The organism is Herbaspirillum sp. NPDC101397, assembly GCF_044767325.1.
In the GTDB taxonomy this organism is placed as follows: domain Bacteria; phylum Pseudomonadota; class Gammaproteobacteria; order Burkholderiales; family Burkholderiaceae_D; genus Herbaspirillum.
On the sequence record NZ_JBIWNS010000001.1, the window covers coordinates 361,330 to 379,398 of the forward strand.

At 61.0% G+C, this 18,069-nt stretch carries 15 protein-coding genes; 11 read left to right on the plus strand and 4 right to left on the minus strand.

All coding sequences use genetic code 11. The features are described 5' to 3' along the window. Positions 1–22 precede the first annotated feature (22 nt). Both ACIROW_RS01730 and ACIROW_RS01735 read left to right on the plus strand, forming a co-directional pair. Positions 23–964, plus strand: a complete 942-nt coding sequence (locus ACIROW_RS01730) for a TauD/TfdA dioxygenase family protein (RefSeq protein WP_402271201.1) — start codon at positions 23–25, stop codon at positions 962–964. Continuing rightward, positions 961–2,331 carry an LLM class flavin-dependent oxidoreductase gene (locus ACIROW_RS01735; RefSeq protein ID WP_402271203.1) on the plus strand — a complete coding sequence of 457 codons (1,371 nt, stop codon included), beginning with the start codon at positions 961–963 and terminating at the stop codon, positions 2,329–2,331. Before ACIROW_RS01730 ends, ACIROW_RS01735 begins: the two co-directional genes overlap by 4 nt. 85 nt (positions 2,332–2,416) lie before the next feature. Here ACIROW_RS01735 and ACIROW_RS01740 read toward each other — a convergent pair whose 3' ends face one another. Continuing rightward, the gene (locus ACIROW_RS01740) at positions 2,417–3,772 is read right to left on the minus strand and encodes an MFS transporter (protein WP_402271205.1); all 1,356 of its coding nucleotides are present in this window, start codon (positions 3,770–3,772) and stop codon (positions 2,417–2,419) included. Positions 3,773–3,944: 172 nt separating this feature from the next. On the opposite strand from ACIROW_RS01740, the gene cyoA reads away from it, so the two are divergent. The 7 genes from cyoA (at position 3,945) to ACIROW_RS01775 (ending at position 10,964) form a co-directional block, all read left to right on the plus strand. Then, entirely contained in the window at positions 3,945–4,946 is a 1,002-nt protein-coding gene (gene cyoA, locus ACIROW_RS01745) for a ubiquinol oxidase subunit II (protein WP_402271207.1), read from the plus strand. Positions 4,947–5,051: 105 nt separating this feature from the next. Next, positions 5,052–7,055: a cytochrome o ubiquinol oxidase subunit I gene (cyoB, locus tag ACIROW_RS01750; protein WP_402271209.1), complete on the plus strand. Its 2,004-nt coding sequence runs from the start codon at positions 5,052–5,054 to the stop codon at positions 7,053–7,055. After that, positions 7,048–7,683, plus strand: coding sequence for a cytochrome o ubiquinol oxidase subunit III (gene cyoC, locus ACIROW_RS01755; protein WP_402271211.1), 636 nt, complete (start codon positions 7,048–7,050; stop codon positions 7,681–7,683). The genes cyoB and cyoC overlap by 8 nt, the downstream gene beginning before the upstream one ends. Next, positions 7,680–8,150: a cytochrome o ubiquinol oxidase subunit IV gene (gene cyoD / locus ACIROW_RS01760; protein ID WP_116432826.1), complete on the plus strand. Its 471-nt coding sequence runs from the start codon at positions 7,680–7,682 to the stop codon at positions 8,148–8,150. The genes cyoC and cyoD overlap by 4 nt, the downstream gene beginning before the upstream one ends. Before the next feature lie 140 nt (positions 8,151–8,290). Continuing rightward, positions 8,291–9,025 (plus strand): SURF1 family protein, encoded by a 735-nt coding sequence (locus ACIROW_RS01765; RefSeq protein ID WP_402271214.1) that lies wholly within the window; start codon positions 8,291–8,293, stop codon positions 9,023–9,025. A 57-nt stretch (positions 9,026–9,082) separates the two neighbouring features. Next, positions 9,083–10,438, plus strand: coding sequence for an ATP-binding protein (locus ACIROW_RS01770; protein ID WP_402271216.1), 1,356 nt, complete (start codon positions 9,083–9,085; stop codon positions 10,436–10,438). Further along, positions 10,428–10,964 carry a response regulator transcription factor gene (locus tag ACIROW_RS01775; RefSeq protein WP_402271218.1) on the plus strand — a complete coding sequence of 179 codons (537 nt, stop codon included), beginning with the start codon at positions 10,428–10,430 and terminating at the stop codon, positions 10,962–10,964. Before ACIROW_RS01770 ends, ACIROW_RS01775 begins: the two co-directional genes overlap by 11 nt. 29 nt (positions 10,965–10,993) lie before the next feature. On the opposite strand, the gene ACIROW_RS01780 is transcribed toward ACIROW_RS01775, so the two are convergent. Together ACIROW_RS01780 and ACIROW_RS01785 are read right to left on the minus strand one after the other, a co-directional pair. After that, positions 10,994–13,102, minus strand: coding sequence for a response regulator (locus tag ACIROW_RS01780; protein WP_402271220.1), 2,109 nt, complete (start codon positions 13,100–13,102; stop codon positions 10,994–10,996). Further along, positions 13,092–14,615, minus strand: a complete 1,524-nt coding sequence (locus ACIROW_RS01785; protein WP_402271222.1) for an ATPase domain-containing protein — start codon at positions 14,613–14,615, stop codon at positions 13,092–13,094. Before ACIROW_RS01785 ends, ACIROW_RS01780 begins: the two co-directional genes overlap by 11 nt. Positions 14,616–14,933: 318 nt before the next feature. On the opposite strand from ACIROW_RS01785, the gene ACIROW_RS01790 reads away from it, so the two are divergent. Together ACIROW_RS01790 and ACIROW_RS01795 are read left to right on the plus strand one after the other, a co-directional pair. Beyond that, a complete protein-coding gene (locus tag ACIROW_RS01790) occupies positions 14,934–15,335 on the plus strand; it encodes a response regulator (protein ID WP_402271224.1) in 402 nt (133 codons plus the stop codon). A gap of 73 nt (positions 15,336–15,408) precedes the next feature. Continuing rightward, complete coding sequence (locus ACIROW_RS01795; protein ID WP_402271226.1) at positions 15,409–16,521, plus strand: ATP-binding protein; 1,113 nt, start codon at positions 15,409–15,411, stop codon at positions 16,519–16,521. Positions 16,522–16,596: 75 nt separating this feature from the next. Here ACIROW_RS01795 and ACIROW_RS01800 read toward each other — a convergent pair whose 3' ends face one another. Further along, a complete protein-coding gene (locus tag ACIROW_RS01800; protein WP_402271228.1) occupies positions 16,597–18,021 on the minus strand; it encodes a c-type cytochrome in 1,425 nt (474 codons plus the stop codon). Between the last annotated feature and the right edge of the window lie 48 nt (positions 18,022–18,069).

The following is an 18,069-nucleotide window of genomic DNA, read 5'->3' on the forward strand; positions in this document are numbered from 1 at the left end:
CATTTTCGTGAAGGAGAACAAGATGTCCGAAGCATTGCTCGATCTGCATCCCGTTGCCGGCCGCATCGGCGCTGAAATCCGCGACGTGCGCCTGTCCGGCGACCTCGGCGGGGAGACGTTCAACGCCATCCGCCAGGCGCTGCTGAAGTACAAAGTCCTGTTTTTCCGCGGGCAGCAGCATCTCGACGATGCCGGCCAGGAAGCCTTCGCCAAACTGTGGGGCGAGCTGGTGGCGCATCCAACGGTGCCGGTGCGCGACGGCACCGGTTATTTGCTTGAACTGGATTCGGTGCATGGCGGCCGGGCCAATTCCTGGCATACCGATGTCACCTTCGATCTGGCCTATCCGCAGGCATCGATCCTGCGCACGGTGGTGATTCCGCAAGCGGGCGGCGACACCGTCTGGGCGAACACGGCGCAGGCTTATCTGGATCTGCCGCCCGCCTTGCGCCAGCTGGCCGACGGCCTGTGGGCGCTGCACACCAACGACTATGATTACGCGGCGCGCTTCAATACCGATGACGCCGGATTGAAGCGCTATCGGGAAATCTTCACCTCGACGATCTATGAAACCGAGCATCCGGTGGTGCGCGTGCATCCGGAGACCGGCGAACGCACCCTGGTGCTGGGGCATTTCGTCAAGAAGCTGCTGGGCTATCCGACCGGCGATTCGGAGCATCTGCTCAAGCTGCTGGAAAGCTACGTCATCCGCCTGGAAAACACCGTGCGCTGGCGCTGGACGGCCGGCGACATCGCGATCTGGGACAACCGCGCGACGCAACACTATGCGATCAACGATTACGGCAGCCAGCACCGCGTGGTGCGGCGCGTGACGATTGCCGGCGACGTGCCGGTCGGCGTCGATGGTCGCCGCAGCGTGTCGCGCAACAGTCAGGACAAGCCTCAGGACAAGGTGCGCACGTCCGACGTCGCTGTCGATTCGAAAGTGGCGGTGGCGTCATGAGCGGCCCGAAGAAACAGCTGCGGCTGGGCGCCTTCCTGCAGGCGACCGGTCATCACGTGGCGGGTTGGCGCCATCCGCGCGCGCAAGCCGACGCCGGCCAGAACATCGCGCATTACCGGCAGATCGCACAGACCGCCGAGCGCGCCAAGTTCGATGCCTTGTTCCTGGCCGACGGCGTGGCGATTCGTTCGCACGATGCGGAGACCTTGCACCTGACTTCGCGCGCCGCCACCTTCGAACCGCTGACGCTGTTGTCGGCGTTGTCGCAGGCGACCGAACACATTGGCTTGGTGGCGACGGTGTCGACCACCTATAACGAGCCGTATCACGTGGCGCGCAAATTCGCCTCGCTCGATCACCTGAGCAACGGCCGTGCGGGCTGGAACGTGGTGACCTCGTGGTCGGAGTCGGAGGCGCACAACTTCAATCTCGACAAGCATCCCGAGCACGGCGCCCGCTATGAACGCGCCGAAGAATTCGTCGACGTGGTGCGCGGCTTGTGGGACAGCTGGGAGGATGACGCCTTCCGCTTCGACCAGGCCGAGGGCGTGCATTTCGATCACAACAAGCTGCATGCGATCCATCACAAGGGCAAGCATTTCTCGGTGCGCGGTCCGCTCAACGTGGCGCGTCCGGTGCAGGGACATCCTGTGGTAGTGCAGGCCGGTTCATCCGAGCCGGGCCAGGAGCTGGCGGCGCGTACGGCCGAAGTGATCTTCACGGCGCAGCAATCGCTGGAGGATGCACAGCATTTCTACAGCGGGCTGAAATCGCGCCTCGCCAAGTACAGACGCGAGCCGGATGAGTTGAAGATCATGCCGGGCGTGTTCCCGGTGGTCGGCCGCAGCGAAAGCGAAGCACAGGAGAAGTTCGAAGAGCTGCAATCGCTGATCCATCCGACCGTCGGCCTGTCGTTGCTGCAGCAGCATCTGGGAGGCATCGACCTGTCCGGTTATCCGCTCGACGGTCCGCTGCCGGAAAACCTGCAGGAGCCGAACGGCACCAAGAGTCGCTTCCAATTGGTGACGGCGCTGGCGCGACGCGAGCAGCTGACGATCCGTCAACTGTATCTGCGCGTGGCGACTGCGCGCGGTCACTGGTCCATACACGGCACGCCGGAAAGTATTGTCGACCGGCTTGAAGAGTGGTTCGTCAAAGGCGGCGCCGACGGTTTCAATATCATGCCGCCGACTTTGCCGGGTGGACTCGACGACTTCGTCGAGCTGGTCTTGCCGGAATTGCGCCGGCGCGGCTTGTTCCGTACTGAATACGAAGGAAAAACCTTGCGTGAGAATCTGGGACTGGCGCGGCCGGCGCACAGGATATATCAGCAGAGTGGGACTGACGTTCTGGGACGGGTAGCTTAAGGCAGAGAAGTAAGCGGTAGAGAAGTAAACGTAAAAACGGCCTGGCATGCGTGAGCAGCCAGGCCGTTTTTATGGACGGATCAGATCAGCGGATATCCAGCGCGCGGTTTACGCTCAGCGCCGCCAGCGAGCAGACTGCGCCCGACAGCAGGTAGATGCTGACGTAAGCCAGACCGAAGTGGGCTGACAATCCCAGCGCCACCAGCGGTGCAAAACCTGCGCCGACCAGCCACGCCAGATCGGACGTCAATGCCGCGCCGGTATAGCGATACTTGGCCGGGAAGTTGGCGGTCACGGCACCGGCTGCCTGGCCATACGACAAGCCGAGCAGGGCGAAGCCGACCAGGATGAAGATGTCCTGCCCGGTGTCGCCGCCGTTGATCAGCGTCGGCACGAAGCCGCTCAGCACCGCAATCAGCACGGCCAGCGCGCCCAGCGTGGTGCGGCGGCCGAAGCGGTCGGCGATGGGGCCGGACAATACGATCCCGACCATCATCAGCACGGCGCCGAACACCTGCACCATCAGGAAGTCGCTCATCGAGCGCATCGAATACAGCGAAATCCACGACAACGGGAACACCGATACCAGATGGAACAACGCGTAGCTGGCCAGTGCGGCGAGGGCGCCGATGATCAGGTTGCGGCCCTGGGTGCGGGTGATCTCGACGACGCTGGTCGGTTCCAGTTCACGTTCCTGCAGCAGTTGCGAATATTCTTCCGACGCCACCAGGCGCAGACGGGCGAACAGCGCCACGACGTTGATCGCGAAGGCGACATAGAACGGATAACGCCAGCCCCAGTCGAGGAAGTCGTCGTTGCTCAGGTTGCCGATCAGGTAGGCGAACACCAGGCCGGCGACGATGAAGCCTACCGGCGCACCGAGTTGACCCAGCATCGCGTACCAGCCGCGCTTGTTCTTCGGCACGTTGAGCGCCAGCAGCGACGGCAAGCCGTCCCACGAGCCGCCCAGCGCCAGGCCCTGGCCGATGCGCAGCACCGAGAGCAGAACAATGGCGGTGAAGCCCAGATGATCATAAGTCGGCAGGAAGGCGATGCCGGCCGTCGACAGGCCCAGCAGGAACAGCGCGAGCGTCAGCTTGACTTCGCGCCCGAGCTTTTTCTGGATGGCCATGAAGAGGACCGTGCCGAACGGACGCGCCAGAAATGCGAAGGCAAAAATGGTGAAGGAGTAGAGCGTTCCTTCGAGGCGTTGTTCAAATGGAAAGAAAATGGTGGGAAAAACCAACACCGAGGCTATGGCATACACGAAGAAATCGAAGTATTCTGAAGCCCTTCCGATGACCACGCCGATTGCAATATCGCCGGGTGCAATCACTGGATGATCAGATTTGGCATTATTTACATTATCAGAACCACCGACAGGCGTATTTGCAGAAAATTTGCCAGGAACTTCAGGGTGATGAATATGAGTGCTAGCCATGATCATTGTCTCTCTTTCTTGGTTCGGTCTGTAATGCCGCTACGTTCCGCCGGCACATTGGGAAACTCACCATCAAGATGACCGCGAGGGTAGGACAAATTGTCCAATCGCCAATGCCGAACGGTAAGTGTACATTAGCATGATTTGATAGCTCCGACTGGACTTTCCCTGCATGTTTTCACATCTCATTCGCCGCGGATTCATTTTTCTGCCTGCAATTTTATTGGCTGGCTGCAATACGGTCGTCCTGAATCCCTCGGGAGACATCGCCAACCAGCAAGGCAGACTGATCATTATTTCCACCATCCTGATGCTGCTGATCATCGTTCCGGTGATCGTGCTGATCTGCCTTTTTGCGTGGCGCTATCGCCAGAACAATACCGCCGCGCGCTACGAGCCGGACTGGGATCACTCCACCCAGCTGGAGCTGGTCATCTGGGGCGCGCCGCTGCTGATCATCATCGCACTCGGCCTGCTGACCTGGATCAGCACCCATACGCTCGATCCGTACCGCAAGCTCTCGCGCCTCGATGCGCAGCGTCCGATTCCTGAAAACGTCAAGCCGCTGGTCGTCGAAGTCGTCGCGCTGGACTGGAAATGGCTGTTCATCTATCCGGAGCAGGGTATCGCGACCGTGAATGAGCTGGCTGCGCCGGTCGACCGCCCGATCGAATTCAAGATTACCGCTTCGACCGTGATGAACTCGTTTTATATCCCGGCCCTGGCAGGACAGATCTACGCGATGCCGGGCATGCAGACCAAACTCAACGCCGTCATCAACAAGCCGGGCGAGTTTGAAGGCTTTTCCGCCAACTACAGCGGCGCCGGTTTCTCGGACATGCGCTTCAAGTTCCATGGCGTGAGCAATGAAGACTTCGATGCCTGGGTCAAGAAGGTCAAGTCCGGCAGCGGCGCCCTCAAGCGCGCTGAATATATCGCGCTGGAAAAGCCGAGCATCAAGGATCCGGTGCAGCACTTCAACGCCGTTGACGGCACGCTGTTCCACGCGATCCTGAACCGTTGCGTCGCCGAAGGCCAGGTCTGCATGGACCAGCAGATGATGACCGACAAGAACGTCAAGGGCGAAGGCAAGGGCGAAAAGACTGAAAAGGGCGCCGCCAAGGCCGCTCCCCAGGAAGTCGCGATGGCCGGCAGCCAGCACCACCATGAATAATCAATCGAAAGAACAGCCGGCGGCATTGTTGCGCGCAGCCGGCAAGAGCGTCATGCAGGCAGTTTCGCATGGCGCGGCGACCTTCTTTTTCAGCGGAAAGTAACGATGCTAGACCATATTGACATGACCAAGCTGATCTTCGGCCGTCTGAGCTGGGAAGCGATTCCCTTCCATGAACCCATCCTGCTGATCACCTTCATCGGCGTGCTGATCGGCGGTATTGCCGTACTCGGCGCGGTCAGCTATTTCCGCCTGTGGGGCCCGTTGTGGCGCGACTGGATCACCAGCATCGACCACAAGAAAATCGGCATCATGTATGTCATCCTCGGCATCGTCATGCTGCTGCGCGGCTTCGCCGACGCACTGATGATGCGCGCCCAGCAGGCGCTGTCCTTCGGCGATTCGGCCGGCTTCCTGCCGCCGCATCACTACGACCAGGTCTTCACCGCCCACGGCGTGATCATGATCTTCTTCGTGGCGATGCCGCTGGTGACGGGCCTGATGAACTACGTCGTGCCGCTGCAGATCGGCGCCCGCGACGTGGCGTTCCCGTTCCTGAATAATTTCAGTTTCTGGATGACGACCTTCGGCGCCGGCCTGGTCATGGCGTCGCTGTTCGTCGGCGAATTTGCCCGCACCGGCTGGCTGGCCTATCCACCGCTGTCGGGTATCCTCGGCAGTCCTGATGTGGGGGTGGACTATTACATATGGTCATTGCAGATTGCCGGGGTAGGGACGCTGCTATCAGGGATCAATCTGATCGCCACCATCGTCAAGATGCGCGCGCCGGGCATGAACATGATGAAGATGCCGGTCTTTACATGGACTGCGCTGTGCACCAACGTGCTGATCGTCGCCGCGTTCCCGATCCTGACCGCTGTTCTGGGCATGCTGTCGCTGGACCGCGTGTTCGACACCAACTTCTTCACCAACGATCTCGGCGGCAACGCCATGATGTACGTGAACCTGATCTGGATCTGGGGTCACCCTGAAGTTTATATTCTGATCCTGCCTGCCTTCGGCATTTTCTCGGAAATCGTCTCGACCTTCAGCGGCAAGCGCCTGTTCGGCTACACCTCGATGGTGTATGCGACCGTCGTGATCACCATCCTGTCCTACCTGGTCTGGCTGCATCACTTCTTCACCATGGGTTCCGGAGCGAGCGTCAACTCCTTCTTCGGTATCACCACGATGATCATCTCGATCCCGACCGGCGCGAAGATCTTCAACTGGCTGTTCACCATGTACCGCGGCCGCATCCGTTTCGAAGTGCCCATGTTGTGGACGATCGGCTTCATGATCACCTTCGTCATCGGTGGCATGACCGGCGTGATGCTGGCGGTTCCGCCGGCCGACTTCGTGTTGCACAACAGCCTGTTCCTGATTGCTCACTTCCACAACGTGATCATCGGCGGCGTGGTGTTCGGCATGTTTGCCGGCATCAACTTCTGGTTCCCGAAGGCTTTCGGTTACAAACTGGACGATTTCTGGGGCCGTTGCAGCTTCTGGTTCTGGTGCATCGGTTTCTGGGTTGCGTTCACACCGTTGTACGTGCTGGGCTTCATGGGCGTTACCCGCCGCATGAGCCACTTCGAAGATCCGTCGCTGCAGATCTGGTTCCAGATCGCCGCCTTCGGCGCCTTGCTGATCGCAGCCGGTATCGGCTCGTTCATCATCCAGCTGGTAGTCAGCTACCTGCGCCGCGACAAGCTGCGCGACACGACCGGCGATCCATGGGGCGCACGCACGCTGGAATGGTCGACTTCCTCGCCGCCGCCGGACTACAACTTCGCTTTCACTCCGCGCGTGCATGACAACGACGCCTGGGCTGACATGAAGGCCAACGGCTACACTCGTCCGCAAGATGGTTTCGTGCCTATCCACATGCCGAAGAACACCGGCGCCGGTTTCATCATCGCCGCGCTGAGCGCAGTGATCGGCTTCGGCATGATCTGGCAAATGTGGCTGCTGGCCGTCGTCGGCTTCGTCGCCCTGATGGCCGCGATCATCACGCACACCTTCAATTACAAACGCGATTACTACATTTCGGCCGACGACGTCGTCCTTACTGAAGCCAACCGCACACGCTTGCTGGATAGCCATGTCTGAGATTTCCCATCACTCCGCCGCCACCATGGACGCATCGCCTAGTTCGCGTTACTTCGTCAAGGAACATCATCCCGAAAACGGCACCTTGCTCGGTTTCTGGATGTACCTGATGAGCGACTGCCTGATCTTCGCCTGCCTGTTCGCCACTTACGCCGTGCTCGGCCGCAACTATGCGGGCGGTCCGACCGGCGCCGAACTGTTCGATCTGCCGCTGGTGGCGATCAATACTTCCTTGCTGCTGTTGTCGTCGATTACGTACGGCTTCGCCATGCTGGAAATGCAAAAGCAGAAGGTCAAGACCACGCTGATCTGGCTGGCCGTCACCGGCTTGCTGGGCGCCGGCTTCATCTACCTGGAACTGTATGAGTTTGCGCACCTGATCCATGAAGGCGCGGGTCCGCAACGCAGCGGTTTCCTGACCTCGTTCTTCGCGCTGGTGGCGACCCACGGCCTGCACGTCAGCTTCGGCATCGTCTGGCTGATCACGCTGATGTTCCAGATCAACAAGCACGGCCTGACACCTGAAAACGGCCGTCGCCTGATGTGCCTGTCGATGTTCTGGCACTTTTTGGACGTGGTCTGGATCGGCGTCTTCACCTTTGTTTACCTGATGGGAGTCCTGCCATGAGCGCGCCACAGCATCAAGAACACCCGTCGCACGCCGAGAAATACGGCCATCAGGACGGCTTCGACGTCCATCATCACGACCATACTGCCGACCACGGCAGCCTGAAGAGCTACACCATCGGCTTTGTGCTGGCGGTGATCCTGACGGCCATTCCGTTCTGGCTGGTCATGGGCAACGTGATCGAAAAATCGAGCACTGCAGGTTTTGTCCTGCTGGGCCTGGCTGTCGTACAGATCGTCGTGCACATGATTTACTTCCTGCACATGAACTCCAAGTCCGAAGGCGGCTGGACCATCCTGGCGCTGATCTTCACGATCATGGTCGTGGTCATCATGCTGGCCGGTTCGCTGTGGGTCATGTATCACCTGAATCACAACATGATGCCGGGCATGAGCCAGGATCTGATCCAGGAAGCCGTACCGGGTTCGATGCAGAACATGCAGCACAACATGCCTGGCATGAAGTGATTCGCCTGATTCTGAATCTACATCTGAACGCATTGTAGTCAGCAGTGACCTCAAGCCACTCTCCAGGGCGCGCCGTTGCGGAAGCAGCGCCGCGCCCTCGGTCTTCCGGGCTGCGCCGTTTCCTTGCGGCGTGCATCCTCGTGGTTTTCCTCGGATTCCTTGCGCTCGGCGCCTGGCAGGTCAAACGCCTGTTCTGGAAGCTTGACCTGATCGAGCGCGTCGACCGCCGCGTGCATGCGGCGGCGATTGCGGCTCCAGGGCCGGATGTCTGGCGGAACGTGACGGCGGATTCTTACGAATACCAGCACGTGCGCCTGAGCGGCACCTTCCTGTACGCCAAGACCGCGCGCGTGCAGGCCTTGTCGCGGCTGGGCGCCGGCTTCTGGCTGCTGACCCCGCTGCGCGGCGCCGACGGGGTGACCATGCTGGTCAATCGCGGCTTCATCGCTGCCGGCGCACGCGACGAGAAGGAGGGCGCAGCCGATGCGCCGGCCGACGTCGCCGGTTTGCTGCGCATCAGCGAACCGCATGGCGGCTTCCTGCGCAAGAACGACGCTGCCGGTGATCGCTGGTATTCGCGCGACGTGCAGGCCATCGCGGCATCGCGTCAGCTGGAGCGCGTCGCGCCGTATTTCGTCGATGCCGAAGCCTCGGATACAGTTGCATCGGAACAGCAACGCGCTGCAAACGGACAAGCCGTGGGAGGGCTGACCGTCATTTCCTTCCCCAACAATCATCTGGTCTATGCGCTGACCTGGTTCGGGCTGGCGATAATGACGGCCGGCGCCATGTTCTGGATCAGGCGCGATGAAAAGCGCCGCCTCTCCGCCAACGGGAAAAACAAAGATGGCAAGCAAGACCGAGACGCGGGATAATTCCGGCAAATTCCTTGCTTCCGATCCGCCAATTCACCCGTACACCACGCCCGCCACATGGACAGCGTAATCCCGCCAGGCCCTGAAATCGCCCGCGCGCCCGATCGCGCCGCCGGCCACAAGAACATGCTGCAACTGATCCAGTTGCGCTGGATCGCCGTGTTCGGCCAGATCACCACCATCATCGTGGTGATTTTCGGTTTCGACATCCACTTGCCGCTGCCGCACATGCTGGAAGTGCTGGCCTGCCTGATCGCCTTCAACATCGGCAGCCACCTGCGCTGGCATGAGCGGCCGTTCGTCACCAATCGCGAGCTGTTCCTGGCGCTGCTGGTGGACGTCGCCACGCTGACCGCGCAGTTGTACCTCAGCGGCGGCGCCAGCAATCCGTTCGCCTTCCTGTACCTGCTGCAAGTGATCCTGAGTGCGGTGCTGCTGGAAGCCTGGTCGACCTGGACCATCGTCTGCATCACCGGCCTGTGCTTCGCCGGCCTGTCGCAATTCTTCATGCCGCTGTCGTTGCCGCCGGATCACGACGAAGGCCTGTTCAGCCTGTACGTCGAAGGCATGCTGATCAGCTTTCTGCTCATCGCCGCCTTGCTGGCCATCTTCATCACGCGCATCAGCAGTAACCGCCGCGCCGGCGACGCCCAGCTGGCAGCCCTGCGTCAACGGGCGGCGGAAGAAGACCACATCGTGCGCATGGGCCTGCTGGCCTCCGGTGCCGCCCATGAACTGGGCACGCCACTGGCGACGCTGGCAGTGATCCTCGGCGACTGGAAGCGCATGCCGGAATTCAGCAGCAATCCGGTGCTGATCGAAGAAATCAGCGAAATGCAGGTCCAGCTGCAGCGCTGCAAAACCATCGTCAGCGGCATCTTGCTGTCGGCCGGTGAAGCGCGCGGCGAGTCCTCCGTCAAGACGACGCTCAACACCTTCCTGGGCGACATCGCCGACGAATTCCGCGCCACGCGTCCCATCGTTGCCTTCGACTATCAGAATCACATCGAACAGGACATGCCGGTTGCCTTCGATTCCGCCCTCAAGCAGATGATCTGCAACGTCCTCGACAACGCGCTGGAGGCCTCGCCGCGCTGGCTCAGCTTCACGGCGGTGCGCGATGGCGACGAACTGGTCCTGAGCGTCGACGACACCGGTCCCGGTTTCGTGCCGTCCATGCTCGACCAGATCGGCAAACCGTATCAATCGACCAAGGCCAAGACCGGCGGTGGACTGGGATTGTTCTTCGTGGTCAATGTGGCGCGCAAGCTCGGCGGCGCCGTCACTGCACACAATCGCGCTGAAAATGGTCACGTCGCCGGCGCCACCGTGCGCCTGACGTTGCCGTTGTCGGCCATCAGCCTGGAAGCTGATGGCGCAGCAACCCGCGAGGACAATAATCATGTCGACTGAACGCTTGCTGCTCATCATCGAAGACGACACGGCATTTGCCCGCACGTTGAGCCGCTCGTTCGAACGGCGCGGCTATACCGTATTGCACGCCGCCAGCCAGGCAGAAGCCGCAGCCTTGCTGACGCAGCACAATCCCGGCTACGCCGTGGTCGATCTCAAGCTGAACGGCAATACGTCTGGCCTGTCCTGCGTGCAGATGCTGCATCAACACGACGACGCCATGCTGATCGTGGTGCTGACCGGATTCGCCAGCATCGGCACTGCGGTCGAAGCGATCAAGCTGGGCGCCATCCAATATCTCGCCAAGCCATCCAACACCGACGACATCGAAGCCGCCTTCGGCCACATCGCGGGCAATACGGAAGTGGAGCTCACGGCGCGCTCGACCTCAATCAAGAACCTCGAATGGGAGCGCATCCACGAAGTGTTGGTGGAAACCGACTTCAACATTTCGGAGACCGCTCGCCGTCTCGGCATGCACAGGCGCACGCTCGCACGCAAGCTGGAAAAGCAGCGCATCAAGTAAATTCGGGCAGGTAAAAGGAGTCAGCCGACTCAGGAGCGGGAGGGTGGGGCGTCGTGATGGCGCTGCACGTCGTTGCCGGCACGCATGGCGCGCTTGACGCTGTTGGCCAGCTCGGTGATCTGGAACGGCTTGCGCAACACCGCGTTGAGGTCGATGACTTTTTCGACGGCCTGCATGTCGGCGTAGCCGGTTGCCATGATGATGGGAAGTTGCGGATTGCGCGCGCGGGCGGCGGCGATCACTTCAGCGCCGTTCATTCCCGGCATCAGGAAGTCCACGATCAGCAGATCGAAATGGCCCGCGTTCAGCTTTTCCAACCCGAACCAGCCGTTCTCGGCCTGATCCACTGTATAGCCCAGGATTTCAAGGCATTCAACGATGAACTGCCGGACCTGGGCATCGTCCTCGACCACCAGAATGGTGCCGGATTCCTTCGGTTCCAGCGGCTGGTCCAGCGCTTCCTGATCATGTTCACGTACAGGCAACGCACCGGCCACCGGCAGCCACACCTCCACCGTCGTGCCTCTGCCCACGGTGCTGTCAATGCGCGCCAGGCCGCCGGACTGATCGGCGATGCCGTATACCTGGCTGAGCCCGAGTCCGGTGCCTTTGCCGACCGCCTTGGTGGTGAAGAAGGGGTCGAACACCTTGCTCAGAATTTCCTGCGTGATGCCCGTGCCGGTGTCCTTGACCTCGATGACGATGTAGGCGCCGGGCTTGAGCACGCCGTCGTGGGCGTAGAGGTGCTGGACGTTGATGGTCAGGTTGCCGCCGTCGGGCATGGCGTCGCGTGCATTGATGGCGAGATTGAGGATTGCCATTTCAATCTGGTTGGCATCGGCCACGGCGCGCGGCAAATCCTCCGCAATATTGATCGCAATGCCGACGCCCGAACCGACCGACACGGCGATCAGATCCTTCATGCCCTCGATGACCGAGGCGATGTCGACCGCCTTCAAGTCCAGCGTCTGGTTGCGTGAAAACGCCAGCAACTGCCCGGTCAGCTTGGCGCCGCGCTTGGTGGCGTTGCGCGCGGACCCGGCCATGCGCTTGATGCGTTCGTCAGAAGAGAGCCGTTCGATCAGGTCGACGTTGCCGATGATCACGTTAAGCAGGTTGTTGAAGTCGTGCGCGATGCCGCCCGTCAGGCGGCCGATCGCCTCCATCTTCTGCGCCTGCACGAGGGCGATCTGGGTGCGTTCGCGCTCGGACATCTCCTTCATCAGGCGATCATTGGCCTGGGCCAGCTCGGAAGTACGCTCCTGGATGCGCAGCTCGAGCGTCTCGTTGAACTGGCGCAAACTGCTCTGGCTCTCCAGCAGGAGGTCCTCGGCAGCGCGACGATCGCTGATGTCGAGCGATACGCCGGCCATCTGGACGGGCACGCCGACGCGATTGTGCAACGTCTGCCCGCGGATCTGCACCCAATGGACGGAGCTGTCCGGCCACACCACCTGATACTCGATCGAGAAATCGTCCTTCGACAGCAAGGCCGCTTCGATCACGTCCAGATGGCGCTGCCGGTCGTCGGCGTGAATGGCATTGATCAGGTCGTCGTAGGTGAATTCGCTTTCCGGCGCAATGCCGAAGTGCATCTTGCAGGAATCCGAAACGATCAGAATGGAGTTGGCCAGCTCCAGGCTCCACGAGCCGAGTCGGCCGGCGTGCAGCGCCAGGCGCAGATGCTCTTCCGAGCGGGCGCGTTCCTGCAGATGACTGCGGCTGAGGTATTGCCGGCGTCGCGCGCGCAGCGCCGAGACACCGGCGCGCAGCAGTGTTTCGCTGTTGACCGGGCGCTCCAGCAAGATCATGTTGACCAGGCGTTCCAGCACGTCCAGCACCGGATTGCGGCCCAGGTTGCGCTGCTTGGCGCTGAGGATCACGAAGGGGAAGTCAGACCACGATTCCTGCTTTTCCACCCAGCGGTGCAGTAGCGAGAAATCCGCGTTGCTGAGCGCTTCTTCGGTAATCAAGGCCGCGCCGGCGCCGCTCTCCAACTCTTCCAGCAATGCGGCATAGCTGCTGCAGATGGCGCATCTGAGGCCTTCCGCCGACAGCGTCTGCTCGATGACTTCCGCATCCCGGCCATGGGGCGCCAGGATGAGGATGCGTTCCTCCAGCGGGAGATTAATCGGCATTGGTTGCCATGATGGGAGTTCTGCCACGGTACGTCGGCAATCCGCTCATGATGCCTTCAAAATCCTGTAAAGCCTCGCCCACCTGCAGTCCGTGGTTCGGACTGAGTCGGAATTCATGAATGGAGCGGGGGTGATTGCTGGTCCGGCTCTTGACCACCGAGACTGCAGTGGCGATGTCGCCGCGCGCTTCGAAGAAACGGAACATCAGGATGGTATCGCTGAGGTAGCTGAGGTCGACGTCCGAGCGGATTTCTCCGACCAGGCCGTGCTGGCCCAGCACCAGCAGCGTGGTCACGCCTTGCTGGCTCAGGTAGGACAGCATCTCGTGCATTTGCAGCAGCAGGAATTTCTCGCCCGGCATCGCCTGCAGGTAGGCGTTGAGGCTGTCAATCACTGCAAAACTGCGATTCTCGTTCTCGACCCCGTTGCGCACCGTGGTAGCGAATTCGCCAGGCGACATTTCCGCCGGATTGATCTGATGCAGCTTGAGGCTGCCGTCGGCAATGTACGGTTCCACATCCATGCCCAGGGTACGGGCCCGGCTCATCAGTGTGCCCAGGCCCTCGTCGAACAGATAATAGGCGGCGCGCTCGCCGCGCTGCAAGGCGGCCAGCGCACAGCGTAGTGCGGTAGTGGTCTTGCCCACACCGGAAGGGCCGCTCAGCAGCGTGTTGGTGCCGCGCGAGAGGCCTCCACCCAGCAGGTCGTCCAGCGCCGTCACGCCGGTGCTGGTCATCTTGTCTTCGAATTCGGTGAAATGTTCGGCTGCAACCAGGCGAGGGAACACATGCATGCCGCCAGTCTTGAGGACGAAATCGTGAAAGCCTCCGGTGAAGCTGATGCCGCGCATCTTGATGACGCGCAGGCGACGCCGCTCGGTGCCGAAATCCTGGGCCAGTTGTTCCAGGCTGATCACGCCGTGAGCGATGCTGTGCAACTGCAGATCGCCGGCCTCGGCGGTGCGATCGTCGAGCATCAGCACGGTGCATTTGCGCGTCGAGAAAAAATGCTTCAACGCCAGGATCTGGCGGCGGTAGCGCAGCGGATTCTGCGCCAGCAGGCGCATTTCCGACAAGCTGTCGAAGATGATGCGAGCGGGCTTCAGTTCGTCAACGCGTGCGATCACGCTCTTGATGGTTTCGCCCAGTTCGATCTCGGACGGGTGCAGCACCGATTGCTGGAAATCGGGATTGAGATCTTCTTCGTCGATCAGTTCGTACAGGGACAAGCCATCGAGCGACCAGCCGTGCGACTCTGCTACCGCGCGCAGTTCCGTGGCGGTTTCGGACAAGGTGATATAGAGACCGGACTCGCCCTGTTTCAGGCCTTCCAGCAGGAACTGCAGGCCGAAGGTGGTTTTGCCCGTGCCCGGGGTGCCCTCAACGAGATACAGGCGGTCACGCGTAATACCGCCGCCCAGGATAATGTCCAGGCCGTCAATGCCGGTCGCGGATCGGGTTGGAGTGGGATCAGGAGCGCGATCCGGTGTGAGGTGGTTTTGTTGTGTAGCCATCACGTCGATATCGTTAGGTTGTGATGATCGGGGCAGGCTGCCGCGACCGCTTTTTTTATGGAGCCTACTGTAGCAGCAGGCCTATTTTCCACCCTGTCAGATGACCCCTGAATCTTTTGTAAGACATTTTGAAGTTGGGCCGCAAATGCAGGCCGCATAAGGCTTCTTGATTTTTCTCGATTTGCTTCAATTTATTCTCGCGCTATTGCACGAGCGTCAGAATGCATTACTATCGACATGTGCAAATTTATGGAAAACGGGGCTTCCCGCGTTCCTACCACCACATCAACAGATGTTGAAATGACAATACAAACAACAATGACGACAAGCGTATCGAGCATGGCGGACCAGGCTGACGCGTCTGGCCTCCATATCCTGGTCGTGGAGGACAACCTGGACTCCCAGCAATTGGTCTGCGAATTGCTCGCGGCGTTGGGCCATCGGGCCGAAGGTGTGGGCAGCGCCGAAGAGGCGTTGACCGAACTGGAGCAGCAGGCATACGACGTGCTGTTTACGGACGTCAGCCTGCCGGGCATGTCCGGCATCGAACTGGCCAAACGCACCAGCGAAAAAACGCCGGCGCTGAAAATCATTTTCGCCTCCGGTTACGGCGCACAGATCAGCAAGAACATCGGCCCCGGCGCGTTCTCGCTGCCCAAGCCCTATGACATCGAGCAGCTGCAGGACATCCTGGACAACATCGGCAAGCAATTGCAGTAAGCCAACAGCAAACGACGCCCGGCGGCGCTGTTTTGCCGCACCGCTTCAGACCCCGGAGAACGCTATCAATACCTTGGAACAACTGGCTTTTCTGGTCGAACAGAATCGCGAAACGCTGCTCACGCGCTGGCGCAGCATGGTGCGCGCCTTGCCATCGGCACGCAACCTCAGCACGCCCACCCTGAATGACCACGTGCCGGCCTTGCTGGATGAGATTGCGTTGGCCTTTCGCCGCAATTCGGACGAATCGATCGCCGAAGTGCTGGCCGACGGCACGCCGCCGGAACACGGCCTGCAGCGCCTGCATAACGGCTACCTGATCGAGGAAGTGGTGGCCGAATACAATCTGCTGCGAGGCTGTATTCACGATCTGGCGAGCGCGCACCAGATCAACCTGCAAGGCAAGCCGTTCCACGTGATCAACCTGGTCTTCGACAGCGCCATCGGTCTCGCGGTGCAGACCTTCTCGGTCAATCGTGCGCTGGAAGTGCAGCGCCGCCGCGAGGAATACCTGTCCTTCATCGCCCACGATCTGCGCACTCCGCTCAACGCCGTGGCGCTGGCGTCCAAGGTGCTTGAGTCGACGCTCGATACCCAGAATGCCGATCCGCGTGCAGCGCGCATGATCAAGGTCCTGCAGCGCAACGTACAAAGCATGTCGGGGCTGGTGGCCAAGGTCATCGAAGAAAACGACAGCATGAAAACCGAAAGCGGCGTCAAGCTGGAGCGACGCAACGTCGATCTGTGGCCGCTGGTGGAAAGCATGGTCTACGATCTCAATCCGGTCGCCGGCACCGGCAGCACGCGGCTGCTCAATGACGTGCCGGAAGAGCTGGTGGTCTATGCGGACGCCAATCTCCTGCGGCGCATGATGCAGAACCTGATCGCCAACGCCATCACGCATACGCCGCAAGGCGAAGTGGTAATCGGCGCAGCACCGACGGCGGACGGCGCCGGCATCGAATGCTGGGTCAGCGACAACGGCATGGGCATTTCCAAGGACCGCATGGACCTGATCTTCGAGAAATTCGAGACTGAAACCAAGGAGCAGGGCGGGCTTGGTCTCGGGCTGGCGATCTTCAAGACCTTCGTCGAGGCGCATGAAGGCAGCTTCGATGTCAGCAGTGAACCGGGCAAGGGCTCGCGCTTCAGTTTTATCCTGCCGAATCGGCTGGAACGCCGCTGATTCGCTTTCCCGGAATACGGAAACGCGGAGCTGCGCCAGGCGCAGACTCCGCGTTTTTTTATGCGGTGAAAATCCTTACTTGAAGGGAATCCGTCGACGGCGACGCACCGTGATGACGGCCACCGCAATCAACAACAACAGCAAGATCGCCACGCCGATGGCCGGCGCGATGAAGGGTTGCAGCCGGGCCAGCACCGGCGGCTCGCCACCCTTGCGCGCTTGCGCCACATAGGCCTCGCTAACCTGCACCTCGGGATTGCCATATTGCTTGAGCACGTAGTTCGAGATCAGCGCGATCTGCCGGTCCGTCAGCGGATTGACGTAGGAATGCGCGTCGAAACGCGGCATCAGGACTTCCTGGTCGCCGACTTTGCGTTCGACGCCGTACAGGATGGCCGACACCAGGTTGGCCGACACCAGGTTGGCCGGATTGCGCGCCCCGGTCGTCGTATTGTGGAACAGTGACGGATAGTCCTGGCCGCTGCTGCCTGATCCCGATGCGGCGTGGCAGCTGGCGCAATAGCCGCTGAACAGCACCGCGCCGCTGTTGAGGCTGTTGTGTTCATTGGGGCCGTTGGCGCCGCGCAGCGTCGCCTCATCGCTGGCCGCTTTGCCGTAGCTGTAGGCCGGCTGCGCCTGGGCGTTGTCGCGCACCGGCGGCACCGTGCGCAGGTAGGCAACGATGGCAGCCACGTCATCATCACGCAGATGCTGGAAGCTGTTGGTCACCGCCTCTGCCATCGCGCCACCGGCCTGGCCTTTGCCCTCGGCGTGACCGGTTTTCAGGTATTGCACCAGTTCGGCGTCGCTCCAGCCGCCCACGCCGCTGACCTTGTCGGACGTGATATTGGGCGCATGCCATGAACCCAGCGGCGCGCCGGCCAGCGCGGAACCGCCTTTTTCACCCATCAGGAAATTGCGCGGCGTATGGCAGGCGCTGCAGTGCGCCAGTCCTTCGGCCAGGTAACGGCCGCGATTGATCTGCTGCGACTTGGCCGTATCGGGAACGAAGCGTTTGGTGTCGAGGAAGATGGCATTCCATGCCAGCATCGACATGCGCACATTGAACGGGAAGGGCAGCGTGGTCTGGCTGGCGGCGGGCGTATCGACCGGTTCGACCGCTTGCATGAAGTAGCTGTACAGCTTGTGCACGTCGCCGTCGGTCAGCATGGCGTAGCTGGTGTACGGCATGGCCGGATACAGATGGCTGCCGTCGGCGCGCACGCCTTCGCGCAGGGCGCGCGCGAATTGGGCTTCGCTGTAGTTGCCGATACCGGCGGTTTTCGACGGCGTGATGTTGGTGGCGTAGATCGTGCCCAGTGGCGACTCGATGGCGTAGCCGCCGGCGTACGGCTTGCCGGCCGGTGCGGTGTGGCAGGCCATGCAGTCGGCCGCGATCGCCAGGTAGCGGCCGCTTTCGATGTCGTTTTTGGCAGAGCCGACCTGTCCCGAAGCAGAGGTAGAGGATGTCGAGGATGCCGGGGCAGGCGGCTTGGTCAATGACTGTTCCTGCGCATGCACCGAGGTCAAGCCAATCAACGAGAACAA

Excerpts from the sequence above, each read along its gene's own strand:
- ACIROW_RS01730 (WP_402271201.1), top strand. The coding sequence starts at position 23 with ATGTCCGAAGCATTGCTCGATCTGCATCCCGTTGCCGGCCGCATCGGC.
- ACIROW_RS01735 (WP_402271203.1), top strand. The coding sequence starts at position 961 with ATGAGCGGCCCGAAGAAACAGCTGCGGCTGGGCGCCTTCCTGCAGGCG.
- ACIROW_RS01740 (WP_402271205.1), bottom strand. The coding sequence starts at position 3,772 with ATGGCTAGCACTCATATTCATCACCCTGAAGTTCCTGGCAAATTTTCT.
- cyoA (WP_402271207.1), top strand. The coding sequence starts at position 3,945 with ATGTTTTCACATCTCATTCGCCGCGGATTCATTTTTCTGCCTGCAATT.
- cyoB (WP_402271209.1), top strand. The coding sequence starts at position 5,052 with ATGCTAGACCATATTGACATGACCAAGCTGATCTTCGGCCGTCTGAGC.
- cyoC (WP_402271211.1), top strand. The coding sequence starts at position 7,048 with ATGTCTGAGATTTCCCATCACTCCGCCGCCACCATGGACGCATCGCCT.
- cyoD (WP_116432826.1), top strand. The coding sequence starts at position 7,680 with ATGAGCGCGCCACAGCATCAAGAACACCCGTCGCACGCCGAGAAATAC.
- ACIROW_RS01770 (WP_402271216.1), top strand. The coding sequence starts at position 9,083 with ATGGACAGCGTAATCCCGCCAGGCCCTGAAATCGCCCGCGCGCCCGAT.
- ACIROW_RS01775 (WP_402271218.1), top strand. The coding sequence starts at position 10,428 with ATGTCGACTGAACGCTTGCTGCTCATCATCGAAGACGACACGGCATTT.
- ACIROW_RS01780 (WP_402271220.1), bottom strand. The coding sequence starts at position 13,102 with ATGCCGATTAATCTCCCGCTGGAGGAACGCATCCTCATCCTGGCGCCC.
- ACIROW_RS01785 (WP_402271222.1), bottom strand. The coding sequence starts at position 14,615 with ATGGCTACACAACAAAACCACCTCACACCGGATCGCGCTCCTGATCCC.
- ACIROW_RS01790 (WP_402271224.1), top strand. The coding sequence starts at position 14,934 with ATGACGACAAGCGTATCGAGCATGGCGGACCAGGCTGACGCGTCTGGC.